This is a genomic window from Exiguobacterium sp. s48 (assembly GCF_018617395.1).
Lineage (GTDB): Bacteria > Bacillota > Bacilli > Exiguobacteriales > Exiguobacteriaceae > Exiguobacterium.
In genome coordinates, this window is record NZ_JACSKC010000001.1 from 1527878 (window position 1) to 1546750 (window position 18873).

Below are 18873 nucleotides of genomic sequence, written 5' to 3' on the forward strand. Positions count from 1 at the left end.
AACTTTTGATGAAAAAGTGGATGGGTGGTATGGCCGCGTTGACGATCCTTACGACTTCCATCGTCTGGTTGGATGCCGATGCGAAGTCTGAACCGAAAAAGCCAAAGGTCGAACTCGGGGTCGACCGCTTGATGGAAAATCCGGAGATTTTGAAAGGGAAACGGGTTGGACTGATCACGAATCCGACCGGGGTCAATGCGGAACGAACGAGCATCGTCGATCTATTCGACCAGTCCGATGACTTCGAATTGACGGCACTATACGGACCGGAACACGGCGTTCGAGGAGACGCCCAAGCCGGGTCGACCGTCAGCTCCTACATCGATGACGTGACGGGATTGCCCGTATACAGTCTATATGGTGCCACGAAGAAACCGACGGCTGAGATGCTACAAGATGTCGACGTGCTCGTCTTTGACATCCAGGATGTCGGGACACGCTACTATACGTATATCTATACGATGGCGTATGCGATGGAAGCCGCAGCCGAGAACGATATTCCGTTCGTCGTCCTCGACCGTCCGAACCCACAAGGTGGGCTTCGCGTCGACGGTCCGGTGCTCGACCCGGACTACTCTAGCTTCATCGGTCTCTATCCGATTCCACTAAAGCATGGGATGACCGTCGGAGAACTCGCGCAACTGTTCAACACTGAGTATCAGATTCAAGCCGACCTCGAAGTCGTCAAAATGAAAGGATGGAAACGTTCGATGATGTATGAGGACACGGGCCTCCCGTTCGTCATGCCATCCCCGAACATGCCGACGACCGACACGGTCAACGTCTATCCGGCGACCGGGCTGTTTGAAGGGACGAACCTATCCGAGGGTCGTGGGACGACGAAACCGTTTCAGTTGATCGGCGCGCCGTATATTCACGCACATGAGTACGCGAAAGAGCTGAACGAAATCGAGTTGCCGGGAGTCGCCTTCCGGGCTGCCTCATTCACACCGACGTTCTCCAAACATGCAGGCAAACTGACACACGGAGTCGAGGTGTATGTCACCGATCCAGCTCGATTCGAATCGACGAGAACCGGGATCGCGATGATTCAAACGGCTCATGCCATGTATCCGAACGACTTCGAATTTTTAGCGAACGACTTCATCACGAAACTGACAGGGAACGCTTATGTGAAAGACATGATTCTCGAAGGAGCTCCGCTTGAAGACATCCTGACGAAAATCGAGGACGAGCGAGACGCCTTCCTCCCGATTCGAAAAGAGTATTTGCTGTATAAATGAAGCGAGGATGGGCTCACGAAGAGTCCATCCTTTTTGTAATGAAATGGTAAAACCAAAAATCACCCAAACAATATAGAATATAGGGAGTCCCATAAAAGGAGTCGATTCCATTGAAGAAGCATCTCTCTCTACTACTCACCATCATTCTGACACTCGGTGTGATCGGGTCACCGCTCTCGACTAATCGCGTCCAAGCATATTATGAGACGTCGATCAACACGACCGGTTACGTAACGAACATCAGTCAACTCAACGTCCGGCAGTCGCCTTCTTTGACCGCGAAACGACTTGCACTCATTCCACGAGACGGCTCGATGCGCGTCCGGACATCGTTCCAGTTGGACGGCGTGCGTTGGTATAAGATTCAATGGGGCAACGGCTATGCTTACCTGCCTGCCAAATATGTCCGCTTGTCCACTGCTGAGGTGAATTTCACGAAACCGACGTATGTCAAGCCGTCGAGTATTTATTTGAAATCGCGTCCGCTCACGACCTCTTCGAACGTCAAGTTCGTCCGGCAAGGCACCGAACTCGAGACCGTGTCATATCGCTATACGGGTACGACTCGTTGGTATAAGGTCCGGTATGGTTCGTATACCGGCTACATCCTTGCGAAATACGTCAGCTTCACATCGCCCATCAACGTGTTGACTGAGACGAACAAAGAACGAGATGCTGCCGGCCTCTCCCTTCTCTCCGCTTCGAGTGAGGCAAATCGTGTCGCCCAAGTCCGTGCGGATGAGATGGCACGCACAGGTCAATTCTCGCATACGCTCAACGAGAACGGCACACCTGGTGACACGTTAGACGCATACGGTGTCTCGTATCGTGGCTGGGGAGAGAACATCTATAAAGGGTCAAGCGACCCGGTTCGTGCGGTCGATGCCTGGATGAACAGTAGCGGTCATCGCGCAAACATCTTGAATGCGAATTATACGCATCTCGGAATTGGCAAAGCGACCGACGCTCAAGGATTTACCATCCATGTCCAAGTCTTTTTAACGAAATAACCGCTGAAAAGACAGTCACGTCGTGGCTGTCTTTTTGTTTGACCATTCAAAAAAGCGGAATTCACATCCCGCTCTTAAGGTCGACTCGCTTCTTATATCTCGTGCTCTTTCACAAGCACACGAAAACGCGGTCGGACGGTCAATTCGATTGACGTCACGGTCCGCTTCCGATCTTCTGCGAGGACGATCAATAACTCCGCCTGATCCCGTCGGTCTTCTAAGATTTCGACTTTACTGACAGTACGGAGTAATTGATAGTATACGAGCTCCCCGTCCCGATTTTTGACGTTGATCTCAAATTCGTGATAGCTTGGTGATATTTTAAAGTAGAACGTCTCCTCTTTATTTGTGAATCGAAAAATCGACTCGTCATAGTAAAACGGTAACGTCGAATCCATTCGCTTCGGTTCGACGGTACAAAACGCGGAAAGCACGATCTCGTCCGGGAACAACGCCCCCTCTTGTTTATTGAATTGCCATCCTTTCATCCAAATCCCTCATTTCAACACCTTAATTATCTGAATAATTAGATTATTACACATTTTGATGATTCCGGACAGGGATATTCGTGACAATCCTCGAACACCTTTATAAAGAACGAGAAACATTTCACATAAGAGAGGAGTATCACGATGTCCATTATCTCGCTCGACCATGTCACGAAACGGTTCGGGGACACCGTTGCTTTGAACGACCTTAGTCTAAAAGTAGAAGCTGGGGAACTGTTCGGATTACTCGGACCGAACGGCGCCGGAAAGACGACCGCCATCTCGGTCATGTTGAATCTATATGAGGCAGACGCTGGATCGATTCACATTTTCGGAAAAGAGATGCCGAAAGACGAGCTGACCATCAAGCGCCGTGTCGGAATTGTGCCGCAACACGTCTCCGTGTATGATCAGCTGACCGTCTATGAGAATATTCAATTTTTCGCGGAACTATACGGATTCAATCCGAAAGAAGCGAAACAAAAGACCGAGGCCGCGCTTCACTTCGTCGAACTCGATGCCCATCAAAAGAAACGTCCCCCTGAACTATCCGGAGGTCTCCTCCGTCGCCTCAATATCGCTTGCGGCATCGTCCATGAACCTGAACTCATCTTCATGGATGAACCGACCGTCGCTATCGACCCGCAGTCGCGAAATACCATTCTAGAAAACATCCGTGAACTGAATCGTCGCGGCGCTACCATCATCTACACGTCACACTATATGGAAGAGGTTGAACTCCTTTGCGACCGAATCGCCATCGTCGATGAAGGAAAAATCATCGCCGAAGGAACGCAAGATGAACTGAAAGACAGCGTCATGACGCTCGAGACAGCACGGATCAAAGTCGATGCACTCACGCCAAATTTACTCGAACGCCTCGATGCACTCGACCACGTTCAAAAAGTGGAGTATGAAGAGCCGTACATCGAGGTGTCGTTAGACAAGGACACGCCGCTCGCCCCGCTCCTTGAGACACTCCATCAAGAATATGTCCACTTCACCTCCATCACGGTCGACCGCCCTTCCCTCAATACCGTCTTTTTGGCATTGACCGGGAAGACGCTTCGGGAATAGGAGGGACGTTATGTGGACTTTCATCAAATATGATGTGAAACAGAGACTACGCGACCGCGCCACTCTCTTTTGGATGCTCATCTTCCCACTCATCCTCATCTTTGGACTCGGGACGATGCTGTCGGCCGTCTTTAGTGACACATTCAAGCTTCCGGTCACGAATGTCGCCTACGTGGAGTCATCGACCGACCAGTATCGCGAACCACTCGAAACCTTCTTAAATGATGAGGAAATCAAGGCGTTCATTCAACTCGTCCCATACGAAGACATCTCTGCTGCCGAACGTGGTGTGAACGATGGCGATGCGGACGTCATCTTGCAACTCTCCGGGTCCGACATCACGCTCTTTTACGAAGAACCGACGACAGTAGAGTTCGACGTTCTCGATGCCATCCTCGATCAATATACGGCGATCGCCAATCAACAGATCACGCTCGCCGAAGCGGGCGTGTCGGCTCCATATGCGAATGAGGCTTGGCTCGACACGTCAAGTGTCGACTTGGCAGGTCGCACCCCGACCTCGCTCGAATATTTTACCGTTACCATCTCCATCATGACAGCACTATTCGGTTCATTTTATATCACGGCGATGGCACGGGAAGAACAGCCGAACACAGGAAGTTATTTACGCATCCAGGCGGCTCCTGTCCGGACGATTCAGTACCGCCTCGCACGGACATTCAGTCGTTATGTCATCATTTTATTGCAGCTCATCCTACTGTTTTGGTTCAGTCACTTTGTTTATCGTACGTTTGACTTGGCCAACGTACAGTTCGGCTATCTGATTCTGTCTTGGCTCGCCTTGACCGCGTACGGGGTCGCCATCGGCTTTTTGATTGTCAACTTGCCGAAGTTGAGCACGACGACTAAAGACGCGATCGTCAACGGGTTCGTCGCCATCCTCATGATTTTATCCGGTGGCTATGTCCCCGGCTTTGACCAAGTGACGTTGAACTACGCACCCTGGGCTGCCTATGTGTTCATGCCGATCTTTATGCGGGACGGAATGCTTGCCGTCCTCCTCCGCGAAGGGGACATCAGTATGTACTGGCAAAGTCTCGGACTGCTCGGGATTCATTTACTCGTCTTGATTGCAATCAGTTATCTTCTTTCGAAAGGGGTGAAGCGTCATGGTGCTTATTAAACACGTGGCCAAACGAATGCTCCGAAAGAAAGGATTATGGGTGTTCACCTTCGTGTCGATGTTCGGATTCGCGCTCATCCTCTCTTTCGTCGGCGGAACATCTAGTTTGAACGCATCGATCGGCATTGTCGACCGGGATGGTGGACTCCTCGCCGAACGCCTCATTGAAGAGGCCGAACGATTTGGTCGGGTCACGTTGCTCGAGTCGGACACAGAGGACGTCTTGTTAGAAGGGGAAGACATTGTTCTGATTATTCCTGAAGACTTCACGGAAGAGGCGTTCACAGGCGATATGCCCCGCCTCTCCTTCTCGGCAATTGCGGGGAGTGATGCCTCGTTGATTGAACAGGCGCTGAACGGTCATCTGTCCCGCGAACGCCAACTACTTGAGGCGAGCGGCTATGAGGAAGCGACGTTCGAACAACTCGCATCAATTGAGACGTCGAACGGTTACACCATCAGAAGCGAACCGTTCCAAGAGAGTGTTGCCACGACTGCTCGGACACAAGCCTTCTTCGGTCTATTGTCGTTCATCATGATGTCGACGTTTCTTCAGTTCATCCCGATGTTCGTCGCAGACGACCGGGACGAGAAGATTTATTCGCGGTTGTTTGCCTCACCCGTGACGCCAAGGCGTTACTTCGGCTCACTTCTCCTCGCCTTTTATCTCGTCGGCTTCGTCTACGTGATGCTATTGATTGGTGTGAGCCTTGCTTTATACGGTCAAGACGTCTGGTCCTATCTCCCGACCGTGTTCGCATTATTCGCTTCCTACCTCCTTGTTTGTTTAGCCTTCGGTGGTCTCATCGCCGTCTTTGCGACGAATCGGGAGAAGGCGAACATCTTTCAAATCTCGGTCACGATGGCGTCCGCTATCACCGGAGGGGCGTTCATCAGCCTGCTCTGGTTACCCGATTCATTGAAACTTGTCGGTCGTTTCCTACCGACCTATTGGTTGAATAACGGCGTCATTACGATGTATGAAGGACAGTTTCCGTTCCTCTCCATCATCGTTATGATCGGCATGACTGGCGTCGTTTTCTTGTTGACGGTTCTCGTATTGAAGAAGCGGCCACTCACCGTTTAAATCAAGCGAGTCCTCCAGCTTTGACTGTTGGACTCCTTCTTAATGAGTCACATAGTTTCTTATAGAGAGAAGGAAGTGTTTATGTGTCTATCGGAAGAATCATCTACTATCACCGTAAAATGCAACGTAAAACCCAGGAACAACTTTGCGAAGGTATTTGTTCCACTACTCATCTAAGTAAAATCGAAAACAATACAAAGGAAGTTAATGCAAAAACCTTAGCATTACTCTGTAACCGCCTTGGTATTTCAATCGAAGAGGAGAATCGTAGGACCGAGGCGCTGAATCGAAAGCTCGCTCAATTTTATGAATCGATTGAACGCCTTCACCGCGATTACGCAACACGTTTGAAGAATGAACTGGACGATGAGCGAGATTTTGTAAGATGTACCGAAATGGTTTATCTATTCGAGTTATACATGCTGCGTTATTTATTGTTTACCAATCAATCTTCTCAATTTGAAGATGGAGCGAGACGTCTTAAGAAAAATTTCAATAAATTATCCCCTTTCGAAAGATTTCTATGGACTTTCTTTCAAGCCGTATACCGTGCACAACAACTTCGGTTTTCCGAATCACTTATTTTGCTCAATCAAATCGAGAAGGAAGCCGAACTATACAGTGGGAAAGTAACGGATTATTATTACTATAAAGCAGCTGTCCATGGGCAATTGAAACACTTCACCTTATCTCTACATTACTCACATAGAGCGTTACAAACATTTCAAAGCACCGGGAATCTTTCGCGCATGTTGCATGTGAAAATTGGGTTATCAGCAAATCTCATCTACATCAATGACCTAGAGGGGGCAGAGCATCTTCTCCAAACCGCTCTTCATGATGCAGAAATGTTGAACGATCATGTGACACGACCGATTGTTTTACATAATCTTGGTTTATGGTATTACAAGAAAGGTAATCTCAAAGACGCTTTGCATTACTTTACAAAATCGCTTCAACTAAAGCAACACAATACTTCTGGCTATTACGGAACAGTTAGCGAGATTGTTAAAGTTCAACTTGATTTAGGGGAGAAAGAAGTAGCAATCGATTTACTAAAAAACATCTTAAGGGAATTTAAAGGAGAACAGTCCGGTCAGTATGTAGATTTGATGGTTCTATATTTAGAGATGAACGGGGACACGAAACGCCTTACCGAGTATCTCATCGAGTATGGCATTCCTATTATGGAACAAGAGGATGTATACAAAGCGGTTTCATATGCCGAAAGAGTAGCGACTATTTTTAATGAACATGGAGATCCTGTTCGCTCAAATGACTATTTACATCTCGCCAATTCATTACTAAAAAATCTTTTATTCAATCATTCAAATACATGATGAGCAAGTAGCCCTGCTACTTGCTCTTTTTTAGGTCAAATTCCCTCTGTTTATCTATAGGTGCTACATCCTGATATTCAGTTATTATATGAAAATGGTTAGGACTTAAGTCTTTTGAGCAAATAATTTTCCCAACTTTTCATTCACATTTTTACGAATCCACTTTATAAAAATGGAACCCTTATTCTTTTTGTATAAAGTAACCGCATAAATCGAACAGAATTTTCCCAATTAACAGAATACTCTATCTCACTCTACACTGTGACTAGTACGAATACTAATTTAATGATGAGAAAGAGGCGAACAAGATGAAAAAGAAATCTGGAACACTTTTGGCTGTTGCATTGACAACCAGTCTGATGGGAACCTTGGTCCTCCCCTCCCATACGACTGCTGAGCGCTCATCTGCACAGGTACAAGTTATGAAAACACAGCAAGCAATAAACGTATTAAAGACATTGACTAAAGAACAACAACAGGCAATTCAGCAAGTAGAAGCCCAACCAACGTTTAAAATTTCTCCACATATCAACACGATGACTGAAGGCATGGTAGATATTATTGTTGAATTTAACCAAGCCCCTGCGAAAGTAGAAGTATTGAAACAAGCAGCAAAAGGTGTTCGAACAAGTCAACGTGAAGCTTCTCAAAAAGTAGAACAAGCCCATGCATCGTTCAAAGAAACATTCAACGCTTTAAAAAATAAAAAGGACGCCAGTTCATTACTAAAAGACGCCAAAATCACGAAAGAATATCGATTGGCGATCAACGGGGTCGCCATGACGATTCCTGCGAACGAAATTGAACATCTCCTAGACACTGGTGTCGTCAAGCGCGTTTGGAATGATGAAACCGTTCAACTCGAACTTCCCGAACAAAACGAGATATCTACCCAATCAAAAATGATGGATAGCATTCCTCAAATCCATGTCGATCGACTCCATGCAGAAAACATTACTGGAGAAGGCATCAAGGTCGGCGTACTTGATACTGGAATCGATTACAATCATCCCGATTTAAAGAACGTATATAAGGGTGGTTATGATTACATAGACAACGATTCGGATCCGATGGAAGCAACATATGAAGATTGGAAGAACTCGGGATTACCTGAGAAACATCCGAGTTCGGGTTCTGCCTATTACACGGAACATGGCACACATGTCGCTGGTACGATTGCAGGTGATCAAAAGAATGATGTCGATTATGCAGTTAAAGGGGTCGCTCCTCAAGTTGATCTATACAGCTATCGTGTCTTAGGTCCATATGGGTCAGGCGCGACTTCGGGGATTCTTGCTGGAATTGAGAAGTCGATTGCAGACGAAATGGATGTCATTAACCTATCTCTTGGAGCATCGACAAACGATCCGCTTTATCCAACGTCTGTTGCCGTCAACCATGCGATGTTATCAGGAGTGGTCACGGTTGTGGCTGCGGGTAACAGCGGACCGAATGAAGGAACGCTAGGTGCACCAGGTGCCGCTGCGCTCGGAATCACTGTTGGTGCCAGTGATTTTGCCATGGCAATCCCGAATTTTGAAACCGTTCAAGCAAGTGGAGAATCATTTGAAAACGTCTTGCTGATGGGGAAAAACTTCTCAGATGATTTGTCTACTTTTGAAAATCAATCGTATGAAGTTCAATTCGCTGGGATTGGGACATCATCTAGTTTTGAAGGGAAAGACTTCTCTGGCAAAATCGCTCTGATTGAGCGAGGCGATATCACGTTTGTTGAGAAGATCAAAAACGCACGTGAGGCTGGAGCCATTGCTGTGATTCTCTATAACAATGTGGATGGAAACATTTCGTCATATCTCGGTGAAGGACCAGATTATATCCCTACGTTCCGAATTTCTAAAGTCGAGGGAGAACGTTTGAAACAATTAGGTGACAATGCACAAATTACGTTCGGTTTGTTGAACAGCATTCAAACAGAAGGTGATCACCTCGCTAGTTTTAGTTCCCGCGGACCTGTCGGAGGGAGTTATGATATTAAGCCAGATGTTATTGCACCAGGTGTAGCTATATTTTCAACTGTTCCCGAATATATGAACAGTCCAGAGTCAGGGATCGATTATTCGTCTTCCTATAAGCGATTACAAGGTACGTCGATGGCAGCTCCTCATGTTGCAGGCGTGGCCGCACTCATGCTCCAGGAAAATCCCGACTTTTCACCTTTCGATGTGAAGACTGCTTTAATGAACACTGCTGAAGACTTGAATGGTGAAGTATCTGTATTCGAACAGGGAGCCGGTCGAATAGATGCATATGAAGCCGTTCATACCGATATTTCCATCCAAGTGTTAGGTCAGACAAAGCATTTGGATGAGCAGGGACAAGTGATTGAGATTGAGGAGGAGACCGGTTCATTGAGTTTCGGCAGTCACTTCAAAACAGATCAATCCGTTCAAGCTAGTAGCGAAATGTTGATTGACAACAGAGGTTCCGAACAAAAATCGTTTACACTCGAGGTCGAATATCATGCAGAACGTACAGGAATCAAAGATTCTGTGAAAAACAATCTTGTTCTGAAAGTACCAAATCGAATCAATGTTGATGGTGGAAGTCACGAAGTGATTTCTCCGCAACTCACGATTCCTGCTGATGCAGAAGAAGGACGATACGAGGGTTATCTCCATATGACGAATGAAGAAGATTCATCAGAAACGTATCAAATCCCATTTGCCATTCGTATAACTGAAAAAGGCTTTGACTATTTGGAAACAAATAGTCCAACTCTAGCGAATAATACTCCGAGATGGCAATACTCTAGTCCTGCTCTCACTACAGCTTTTCAAATGAAGAGTGCATTTGATCGAATTGATATTTTGGTGAAGGATGCAAAAAATGGTGACGCTTTAGGAATGGTAGCATCTCTATCTCAACCTTCTGCAAAACCGGACTTCAGATATTACATCCCAAATATTTTTGGCGGTTCGATTTATCCTTTCACTGGTGACAAGGAAAATCCAATTTCGTCACAAAAAGTGGACTTACTCGAAGGCGATTATGACTTAATGTTCATCGGATACGATGATGATGGGAAAACTTATACAGTCGATACTCCTGTCGTTATCGATAACTCAAAGCCTCAAGTAACATTCGACCATGCACCAGGTGTGTATGAAATTAATGAAAATATGCTTACTGATAAGAACGGAAAAAAAGCATTCTATATTCATGGCACGATTCAAGACAAGGCTGTGGAGATTCTACAATCACGCGGTCTATCATATGATCAATCTTCCAACAAGTTTTATATTTCAGCAGGATATCGCGAATATTTTGACTGCTGTTTTCCGAAAGCAGATGTGAACGGGGAAACATATTTTGGAATCGAACCAACCGACATCGCCAATGGTCCACTGCGATTAAGTTTAGCAGCAACCGACCTTGCGAAAAACGTAAACTATCAAAGATATATTTTCCTTGAGGAAGGCACAGAATATTTAAATTCAAATTATAACCTTACAGAAGTCACGTTAGGAGATCAACTCACAATGACGCTTAGTTTGAATAACGTGAAGGATTGGATAGCTGGTGATTACGAAATTGAGTATAAGGGGAATATGTACACATTCGAGTCGGCCACGTTAAATGAAGCATTCATAGCGTATGCCATTAAAAACGGGGTGGATGCTACTCTTCAAGAACCACTAGTCAAAATAAATGATTACTACGCTACCGTTAAATTAAATACACAGTTAGACGGAGATGCCTTTACTGGACTCGACGGCGATATGCCGCTTATAGATGTGACTTTCAAAGTAACCGGCGATGAGTGGTTCCAAGGGGAGGATAAATTAAAAGTAATTACATCCACATACACCCAATATGGAAATAGCCAATCTATCAATCTTCCGTATTACAGTACTTCAGATTACGATTTCGTGAGTAAACATTCTGAAATTCGAGGAAATATCCAACCTGAGGCGTTTTTAAATAATGGATCATTCTTGCCGACAGGCATTGCCCAAAAGATCGGGGCAAAAGTATATGCACTCTCGCCGAACGGTGAGGTATACAGTGGTAAAATCGGTACAGATGGAAGATATGAAATCAAAGGTGTACCAGCATCAATCGTTCCATATCAAATTGTAGTGGATGTACCTGGTCATTTAAAAACGTACACATCTGTCATCTCAGGATTTGAATTACATGGTGAGGTATTTGGAAGGTTTGTGAGTGCGGGAATGAAAAAGAGTCTTGCAGGAGACGTAAATCATGACAATTTCATTGATATAAAAGATATCCGTGACCTCGCCGAAGACTACGGCACAAATAATCCAGAAGTTCAGACACATGATATAAATCAAGATGGGATTGTGGATGAAAAAGATGTACGATTCGTTGAAAAGAATTTCTTGTCGAGAGGACCAAATGCTCCAAAAGGAAAATCTCCAATGGAAACAATCGGGAAAAAGGATCTTGTATACTACTTGAACGAATTAGGATTATCACCTTCAAAATAATCAATAACAGTAAAAAATCGTTCTCTCCTAAAACAATACGGAGAGAACGATTTTTTACTGTTGCAGTGTCGGCACGACTTTTTCAAAGAAGACGTCGACGAGTGATGGGTCGAACTGTTTCCCTGCCTCTTGTTTGATGATGGCAAGTGCCTCGTCAATCGTCTTCGCTTGTCTGTACGGTCGCCCTGTCACCATGACGTCGAACGTGTCGGCGACGGCAATGATCCGTGAGGCGAGCGGGATGTCATAATTGCTCAATCCTTTCGGATACCCTTTTCCGTCCCAACGTTCATGGTGCGCCAGTACGATTTCGGACAAGGCGACATATTCAGGTACCGTACTTAAAATGTTATAACTGATTTCCGGATGACGCTTGATTTCGCGCCACTCGTCTTCCGTCAACGCGTCGGGCTTATCTAGAATGTCGTTACTGATGGCCACTTTTCCGATATCGTGCAAGATGGCGGCTGTGCGAATCTCATTCACCTCGGCAGTCGTGAAGCCCATCGCCTCTGCGAGTTGCCCGGACAAGTTGGCGACCCGCTTTGAATGCGCTTCTTCGCGTGGAATCTTCTCATACAGCGTGCGCATGATGATTTGAATGGAATGATGGCGTCGACTCTGCTTTTCAGAAACTTTATGGTGATACATCCGATCTTCCGCTAAATTGAACACTTCGCTCAATTCGGCATTTGCGTCATGTTTGACCGCTTCACCGAACGATGCGGAAATCGGTAATCCTTCTACCGTCTGTTCGTGAAAGAGACGACCAAGACGGTCCGACAGTTGTTTCGCCTCATCGAGTGTCGTGTTCGGCGAGATGATGACAAACTCATCGCCACCGACTCGCGCCACTTCATCTTTCGCGCGCAATTCATTTCGTAAAATATTCGCTGCTTCGACAAGTAATTGATCGCCAACCAAGTGACCGAATGCATCGTTCGTGAGCTTGAGGCCATTGATATCGATGACGATGAGCGTGAGGGGATAAAACTGTTCATCATCATAGCGCTCCAAAGCCTCTTCAAAGTAACGTCGGTTTTTGATACCTGTCAATTGATCGTGATAACTGAGATATTCAATCTCTCTCTCGTATGTTTTCTTCTCCGTGACATCCCCGATATATCCGTGCCATAACACATGCCCCTCCGCGATCTTCTCTGGACGGGATGACCCGAGAATCCAAATCGTACGGCCATCCTCGGTCAAAACACGGAATTCCGCGTCCCAAATCGTCAAGTTGCGATACGATTCATCAATCGACTGCATGACGTACGGATAATCATCCGGATGCATCCGTTGGAAGACACGTCCTGCATCGGTTTGTACTTCTTCTGCCGTGATCCCTAACATGTCTTCGAATCCTTTACTAAAGAATGGGAAGTTGAAACTACCGTCGGGCATCAGTTCAAACTGATAGATCGCCCCAGGAATTTGGTCGGACAGTTTCGTCAACAGCCGGTCCCGATCGGCCAATTTTTCTTCCAATTGGACTCGGTCTGTCACGTCTTTGGCGACCGCATAAATATAATCCCCTTGAAGCTTACAGTGCCACTCGATTGAGCGATACGTATCGTCAATCGTCCGGAATCGGTTGACGAAGCGGAACAATTCACCTCGTTCTTCAAGTTCCGCAAAGCCAGCTTCCGTAATACGATCATCGTCTGGATGAATCAGGCTGAGGAAATCGATATTCTCCAACTCCTCAAGAGAGAATCCTAAAACGCGCTCCCACGAATCATTCAAGTGCAGCACTTGCCGTGTGTTGAAGGCCATGATGCACTCTAAATCAAGTGTCGCGAATCCATCAAACATCGACTTCTTCGTCTCACCTACTTGATGATCGGCTTTCGTCAATTGCTGAAGTACATGGACGAGGTACAACTCGACGAGACCGAGACGGTTCGCTTGTTTCCCTTGTTCCATCACAATCGTCAAATCTCCATACAAGACGCCGTCTTTTTCGATTTTAAATAGAACGACTTCCCCAAGAGAGAAAATCCGAAGTAGATTTTTGACGAGACGTTTCGGAAGTGCACCATCAATCAGTGGGTCAATCCCATCGAAGACACGGGGATTCGATTGTTTGAACAGGTCGCGTCGCTGCTCCGTCATCGGCCATTTCCGTCCGACCGGATGGAAACCGAGTACGTCGAGGCTTCTCTCTAACATTTCGTCGATACCGGATAAGGCGACTGTCGTATACGATTCTCCATCCTTCTCCACTAAGTTAAGCGCAACGGCTTTCGCGCCGGTGAAATCACGAATTTGATCAAGAAATTGTTGGTTCATCAACAAATCGCTTCCAGTAGAAATGAATCGATGGGAGACGTTGACGAGTTGCTTCAACGCATTGTTTTCTTGGACATGCCGCGTAATATCGTGAAACATGACCGAGACGAATCCTTGTCGTTCACTGAATACGGACATCTCGAACCATGATTTATTACGACGAGAAAAATGTTCGAACGCCACCGTACCGCCATCGTTGACGACGTGTGCCACTTGAATCATCCACTCTCGTTCACTAAATTCAAAGTCCTTCAAGACGCTTGACACTTTTTTTCCGATAAAATGTTTGCGTTTCCCCTTCATAATCTTCTCAAAGGCAGGATTCACTTCAAAGAACTCGTAGTCAATCGGCTCCGAAGCATCGTCGTATATCACTTTAAACTCGACGTAGCCTTGGGGCATATGGCGTAACAATGTATCGTATGAAGAATGAATGGGGTTTGTCACGTCACTTCCTCCTCAGCAAGAATAATCACTACCTAGTTTACCTCATTTATGATTGATTCCCTATTTTTTCCGAAGTCATTCCCATATACACTTTTAAAGTTTTTGTAAAATGCATGCCGACTTCTTGCCACCATTTATCTCGTTTGTTAGACTGTTTTCGAAAACCGATATCGATTTTCGATATGAAGGAGATGACACGTATGGAAGACCGCGTCTTGCGAAAACTATTTCTCGGATTCATCCATATTCACATTTTGCATCATGCCGCAGCACATCCCGTATACGGGGCATGGATGGTCGATGAACTTCGGGAGCATGGGTATGAAATCAGTGCTGGAACGCTCTACCCAATCCTGCATGGTATGGAGAAAGATGGGCTCTTGATTCGTGAGAACGAGACGGTCGATGGACATGTCCGTAAAAATTACGTGACGACCGAGAAAGGTCTCTCAGTGTTAAAAGATGCTCGTCAAAAGGCGTACGAGTTATTCAAAGAAATTAAGGAGTGAAGATATGACACAACGTGTGACGTTTAAAACGTTACTAGAAATCTTGTTTGTTTCAACGAGGCTCGGCCTCACCTCGTTCGGTGGACCGGTCGCCCACCTTGGATACTTCCATGAGGAGTACGTGAGACGACGCAAATGGATGGATGAGAAAGCATACGCCGACCTCGTTGCATTATGCCAATTCTTACCCGGACCGGCCAGTTCACAGGTCGGAATCGGCATTGGGATCGTCCGGGGTGGCCTATTAGGTGGGCTCACCTCATTTATCGGCTTCACGACTCCGTCGGTTGTCGCTCTCATCCTATTCGCTTTACTGTTGTCCGGACTCGACGTGTCCGACGCAGGTTGGCTCTATGGCTTGAAGGTCGTCGCCGTCGCGATCGTTGCCCATGCTATCTTAGGCATGGCAAGTAAACTGACACCTGATACAAAGACACGAACAATCGCCTTTTTCGCCTTGGCGGGCGTCTTGCTCTGGCAGACGACGTTCAGTCAGGTGTTGTTCATTCTTCTCGCGGCTCTCGCCGGATTCTTGTTGTTCAAACCGGAGCGCCTCGATGCGAAATCAAGTTCGTTCCCCATTTCAAAACGACTCGGTGCCGTCTTGTTGTCGATATTTGGTACCCTTCTCGTCATCTTGCCGATTTTGCGAGAGACGTTTGAAAATCAGACGATTGCCTTGTTCGATAGTTTTTACCGGGCCGGTGCCCTCGTCTTCGGTGGTGGTCACGTCGTCTTGCCGTTACTTGAGCGTGAGCTCGTACCTGCTGGTTTCTTGAGTGAAGAAGCCTTCCTTGCAGGGTACGGTGCCGCTCAGGCCGTCCCTGGACCGCTTTTCACGTTCGCTTCTTATTTAGGAACGGTGATTAACGGTGTGCCGGGTGGCATCCTGGCGACGGTCGCGATTTTCTTGCCGGCCTTCTTGCTCATCCTCGGGGCACTTCCGTTCTGGGATGCGCTCCGTCATAACCCAAAAGTCGCCGGTGCCCTCATCGGGGTCAACGCGGCGGTGGTCGGTATTTTGATTGCGGCATTCTACAGCCCAATCTTCATGATTACCATTAACGATGCGGTCGACTTCGTATTCGCAGCCTTCCTGTTCGTCATGATTGCCTATTGGAAACTGCCCCCATGGGCACTCGTTATCGCCGGAGTACTTGGTGGAACGTTGATTACGATGATGTAAGGTGTAAGGGACTTTATGTCCCTTTTTTTATTGGAATTCGAGATCATTTGATTGTTAATCTTTTGAAACCATTCCCTCTCCCCCACTCGTTATACTGAAGAATGGATTCTAAAAAAAGGGAAATGTCCGCTTTACCAGAAAGGAAGTGGGGGGCATGAAACCACTCAAACATACAACGTATATGCCTGGTCTCGACGGATTGCGCACGTTCGCCGTCTTGGCTGTCATTTTATATCATTTAAATGTACCTTACATATCCGGGGGGTTCCTCGGTGTCGATGTCTTCTTCGTCTTGTCCGGCTATTTGATCACCGGCATCTTGCTTCGGGAATGGACGAAGACGGGCACAATCGATTTGAAAACATTTTATGTCGCGCGTTTCCGTCGATTGCTCCCGGCACTCGTCTTGATGCTGTCGGTCGTCATGACGTATGTGACGCTGTTTGACCGTTCCTTGCTCGATACGGTGCGCCAGGATTCACTGGCAGCACTCGCCTATGTGAATAACTGGTGGTATATCTTCCACGAAGTCTCGTACTTCGAGAGTTTCGGAAAGCCGTCACCGCTTCAAAACTTATGGTCTCTCTCAATTGAAGAACAGTTTTATGCGGTCTGGCCGTTATTCTTACTCGTCGGTCTCGCGTTTCGGAAGCGGTTGCTTCAATTGGTCGCTACACTCTTATTCGTTTCCGCCGCTTGGATGGCGTTCCGATATGTCCCCGAGGCCGACCCGAGCCGTGTTTACTACGGAACCGACACACGATTGTTCGGTCTTCTCATGGGAGCTGTTTTAGCATTTGGTTGGCGTCCGGATGCATTCAAAGAAGTTATACCTTCTATCGGTCGTCACGTGTTAAACGTCACAGGAGGAATCTCGCTCATTGGGATTGTCTTCATCATCAGTCATGTCAACGCCTACGACGCATTTCTTTATTATGGGGGCTTTCTACTTGTCGCCTTCTTATCCGCCCTATTGATTGCCGCCGTCGCCCATCCGGCGACAATCTGGTCACGACTGTTTGGAAGCGCTTGGCTTCGCGTGATTGGCACACGAACGTATGGGATTTACTTGTGGCACTATCCGGTCATCATTCTGTCGACACCGCTCGAACGACTCGGCACGTTCTCGCCGCTCCTTTCCGTCGGACAAGTCGCATTGACGCTCTTGATCGCCGAATTGTCGTATCGCTTCGTCGAGACACCGATTCGCCGGAACGGGTTTAACCATTCGTTTCGCCAGCTCATCTCGACACCGACGCATCCGAGCGCACGCTTCGTCACCACGGCGTGTGCGACGGCACTCTCACTCGTCCTCGTTGGGAATCTGACCATCTTGGCATTCACAGAACCAGAATCGGTTCAAGATGAGATTCCAATCGTGAAAGTACCGATGCCAAAAGAAGAAAGACCGGACGTACCGAAAGAATCGGAATCCGAAGAATCGGAAGACGTCCCATCTGAAGAGACATCGACTGACGAGAACACGGCACCACCTGAGGAACCAGACATCCAGACATGTCCACCGGCTCTCGCGATTGGGGACTCGGTCATGCTCGGATTGAACGAATATTTGGCAGATGCCTTCCCAAATATGAAAATCGACGCCCAAATCGGACGTCAAGTTCGAGACGCCATCCCAGTTGCGTCACAATATCAATCGTATAACGCTCCGGGTCACGTCGTATTTCTCCATCTCGGGACGAACGGTGCCTTCAAAATGGAGCAACTCGAGACGCTACTCAAGCAGTTCGAGCGAGCGGACCACATCTATTTGATCAATACGCGCGTCCCACGTCCATGGGAGAGCGAGGTCAACGAGAAACTCGCCCGAGCCAGTGAACTGCACGAGAACGTGTCCCTCATCGATTGGCATGAACGGTCAATCGGGAAAGAAGCGTATTTCGAAGGTGACGGGGTCCATTTGAATGTGGAAGGTGCCGAAGCGTTCGGAAATGTGCTGAACGAAGAAATCGGTTGCCAACTAAACTAGGCTCTTGCGAGTGCAAGAGCCTAGTTTTTTTCTTTTCTGAATACATATCGTCCCAACAGCTTCACATACGCCAATACTTCACGAATGAGATATCGTCCTTTCGCAAGCTGAGGGGTCGGCGCATATAGGGCATCGCTCTCGAGCTGAAAATAGAGTCTCGCGATCAGACGGGCGCGCGGCACATGGAAATCATTCGTCACAATCGTCACACCTGATGTGCCATCCCAAAATGAACGGCTGTGCTCAAAATTCTCAATCGTCGACGTCGATGTCGCTTCGACATGGATGCGTGTCGCATCAATCCCTTGCGCCTTCAGTTCTCGTTCGATAACGTGTGCCTCCGCCATCCCTTCATCCGGTCCTTGACCACCCGTTGCGATCAGTTCGACATGAGGGTGTGCCTTCGCATAGGCGGCAGCCACGTCAATTCGATGTTGGAGCGCTCGGGACGGTCTAGTCCCATTCACTTTCGCCCCAAGAATGAGGACGAACCGATACGTCCCTGTCGCGTTCTTTCTCATGTTGTCACCCCGCCTTCGTACGTTCTTCCCTAACTTTACTCAAACATAGAAATGATTGCACGAATC

At 47.2% G+C, this 18873-nt stretch carries 13 protein-coding genes; 10 read left to right on the forward strand and 3 right to left on the reverse strand.

Annotated features, from left to right (window positions below; translation table 11 throughout):
• Window positions 1–20: 20 nt before the first annotated feature.
• Together KNO66_RS07815 and KNO66_RS07820 are read left to right on the forward strand one after the other, a co-directional pair.
• Window positions 21–1244 carry an exo-beta-N-acetylmuramidase NamZ family protein gene (locus tag KNO66_RS07815; protein ID WP_483299193.1) on the forward strand — a complete coding sequence of 408 codons (1224 nt, stop codon included), beginning with the start codon at window positions 21–23 and terminating at the stop codon, window positions 1242–1244.
• Window positions 1245–1354: 110 nt separating this feature from the next.
• Window positions 1355–2254 (forward strand): CAP domain-containing protein, encoded by a 900-nt coding sequence (locus tag KNO66_RS07820; RefSeq protein WP_214741887.1) that lies wholly within the window; start codon window positions 1355–1357, stop codon window positions 2252–2254.
• 92 nt (window positions 2255–2346) lie between these two features.
• Here the strand turns inward: KNO66_RS07820 and KNO66_RS07825 are convergent, their stop codons facing one another.
• Window positions 2347–2742 (reverse strand): hypothetical protein, encoded by a 396-nt coding sequence (locus KNO66_RS07825; protein WP_214741888.1) that lies wholly within the window; start codon window positions 2740–2742, stop codon window positions 2347–2349.
• Window positions 2743–2886: 144 nt separating this feature from the next.
• Here KNO66_RS07825 and KNO66_RS07830 point away from each other — a divergent pair, with 144 nt between their 5' ends.
• From KNO66_RS07830 to KNO66_RS07850, 5 genes are all read left to right on the forward strand, one after another.
• Window positions 2887–3819 (forward strand): ABC transporter ATP-binding protein, encoded by a 933-nt coding sequence (locus tag KNO66_RS07830; protein WP_214741889.1) that lies wholly within the window; start codon window positions 2887–2889, stop codon window positions 3817–3819.
• A gap of 10 nt (window positions 3820–3829) precedes the next feature.
• Window positions 3830–4963 (forward strand): ABC transporter permease, encoded by a 1134-nt coding sequence (locus KNO66_RS07835; protein WP_214741890.1) that lies wholly within the window; start codon window positions 3830–3832, stop codon window positions 4961–4963.
• Window positions 4950–6050 carry an ABC transporter permease gene (locus KNO66_RS07840; protein WP_214741891.1) on the forward strand — a complete coding sequence of 367 codons (1101 nt, stop codon included), beginning with the start codon at window positions 4950–4952 and terminating at the stop codon, window positions 6048–6050. The genes KNO66_RS07835 and KNO66_RS07840 overlap by 14 nt, the downstream gene beginning before the upstream one ends.
• 119 nt (window positions 6051–6169) lie before the next feature.
• Complete coding sequence (locus KNO66_RS07845; RefSeq protein ID WP_214741892.1) at window positions 6170–7390, forward strand: tetratricopeptide repeat protein; 1221 nt, start codon at window positions 6170–6172, stop codon at window positions 7388–7390.
• A gap of 308 nt (window positions 7391–7698) precedes the next feature.
• Entirely contained in the window at window positions 7699–11862 is a 4164-nt protein-coding gene (locus tag KNO66_RS07850; protein WP_214741893.1) for a S8 family serine peptidase, read from the forward strand.
• A 54-nt stretch (window positions 11863–11916) separates the two neighbouring features.
• Here KNO66_RS07850 and KNO66_RS07855 read toward each other — a convergent pair whose 3' ends face one another.
• On the reverse strand, window positions 11917–14601 hold the full coding sequence (locus KNO66_RS07855) for an HD domain-containing phosphohydrolase (protein WP_214741894.1): 2685 nt from the start codon (window positions 14599–14601) through the stop codon (window positions 11917–11919).
• A gap of 200 nt (window positions 14602–14801) precedes the next feature.
• Here KNO66_RS07855 and KNO66_RS07860 point away from each other — a divergent pair, with 200 nt between their 5' ends.
• The 3 genes from KNO66_RS07860 to KNO66_RS07870 all read left to right on the forward strand — a co-directional run bounded on the left by KNO66_RS07860 (window position 14802) and on the right by KNO66_RS07870 (window position 18286).
• Window positions 14802–15110: a PadR family transcriptional regulator gene (locus tag KNO66_RS07860; protein WP_214741895.1), complete on the forward strand. Its 309-nt coding sequence runs from the start codon at window positions 14802–14804 to the stop codon at window positions 15108–15110.
• 4 nt (window positions 15111–15114) lie between these two features.
• Entirely contained in the window at window positions 15115–16296 is a 1182-nt protein-coding gene (gene chrA, locus KNO66_RS07865) for a chromate efflux transporter (protein WP_214741896.1), read from the forward strand.
• Between the two features lie 154 nt (window positions 16297–16450).
• Window positions 16451–18286: an acyltransferase family protein gene (locus KNO66_RS07870; protein WP_214741897.1), complete on the forward strand. Its 1836-nt coding sequence runs from the start codon at window positions 16451–16453 to the stop codon at window positions 18284–18286.
• A 20-nt stretch (window positions 18287–18306) separates the two neighbouring features.
• Here KNO66_RS07870 and KNO66_RS07875 read toward each other — a convergent pair whose 3' ends face one another.
• Entirely contained in the window at window positions 18307–18807 is a 501-nt protein-coding gene (locus tag KNO66_RS07875) for a YdcF family protein (RefSeq protein WP_214741898.1), read from the reverse strand.
• Between the last annotated feature and the right edge of the window lie 66 nt (window positions 18808–18873).

Bases quoted from the DNA above. Each gene is read 5' to 3' on its own strand.
- KNO66_RS07815 (WP_483299193.1), top strand. From the start codon at position 21: ATGGGTGGTATGGCCGCGTTGACGATCCTTACGACTTCCATCGTCTGG.
- KNO66_RS07860 (WP_214741895.1), top strand. From the start codon at position 14,802: ATGGAAGACCGCGTCTTGCGAAAACTATTTCTCGGATTCATCCATATT.
- KNO66_RS07875 (WP_214741898.1), bottom strand. From the start codon at position 18,807: ATGAGAAAGAACGCGACAGGGACGTATCGGTTCGTCCTCATTCTTGGG.
- KNO66_RS07870 (WP_214741897.1), top strand. From the start codon at position 16,451: ATGAAACCACTCAAACATACAACGTATATGCCTGGTCTCGACGGATTG.
- KNO66_RS07850 (WP_214741893.1), top strand. From the start codon at position 7,699: ATGAAAAAGAAATCTGGAACACTTTTGGCTGTTGCATTGACAACCAGT.
- KNO66_RS07825 (WP_214741888.1), bottom strand. From the start codon at position 2,742: ATGAAAGGATGGCAATTCAATAAACAAGAGGGGGCGTTGTTCCCGGAC.
- KNO66_RS07845 (WP_214741892.1), top strand. From the start codon at position 6,170: ATGCAACGTAAAACCCAGGAACAACTTTGCGAAGGTATTTGTTCCACT.
- KNO66_RS07830 (WP_214741889.1), top strand. From the start codon at position 2,887: ATGTCCATTATCTCGCTCGACCATGTCACGAAACGGTTCGGGGACACC.
- chrA (WP_214741896.1), top strand. From the start codon at position 15,115: ATGACACAACGTGTGACGTTTAAAACGTTACTAGAAATCTTGTTTGTT.
- KNO66_RS07840 (WP_214741891.1), top strand. From the start codon at position 4,950: ATGGTGCTTATTAAACACGTGGCCAAACGAATGCTCCGAAAGAAAGGA.
- KNO66_RS07835 (WP_214741890.1), top strand. From the start codon at position 3,830: ATGTGGACTTTCATCAAATATGATGTGAAACAGAGACTACGCGACCGC.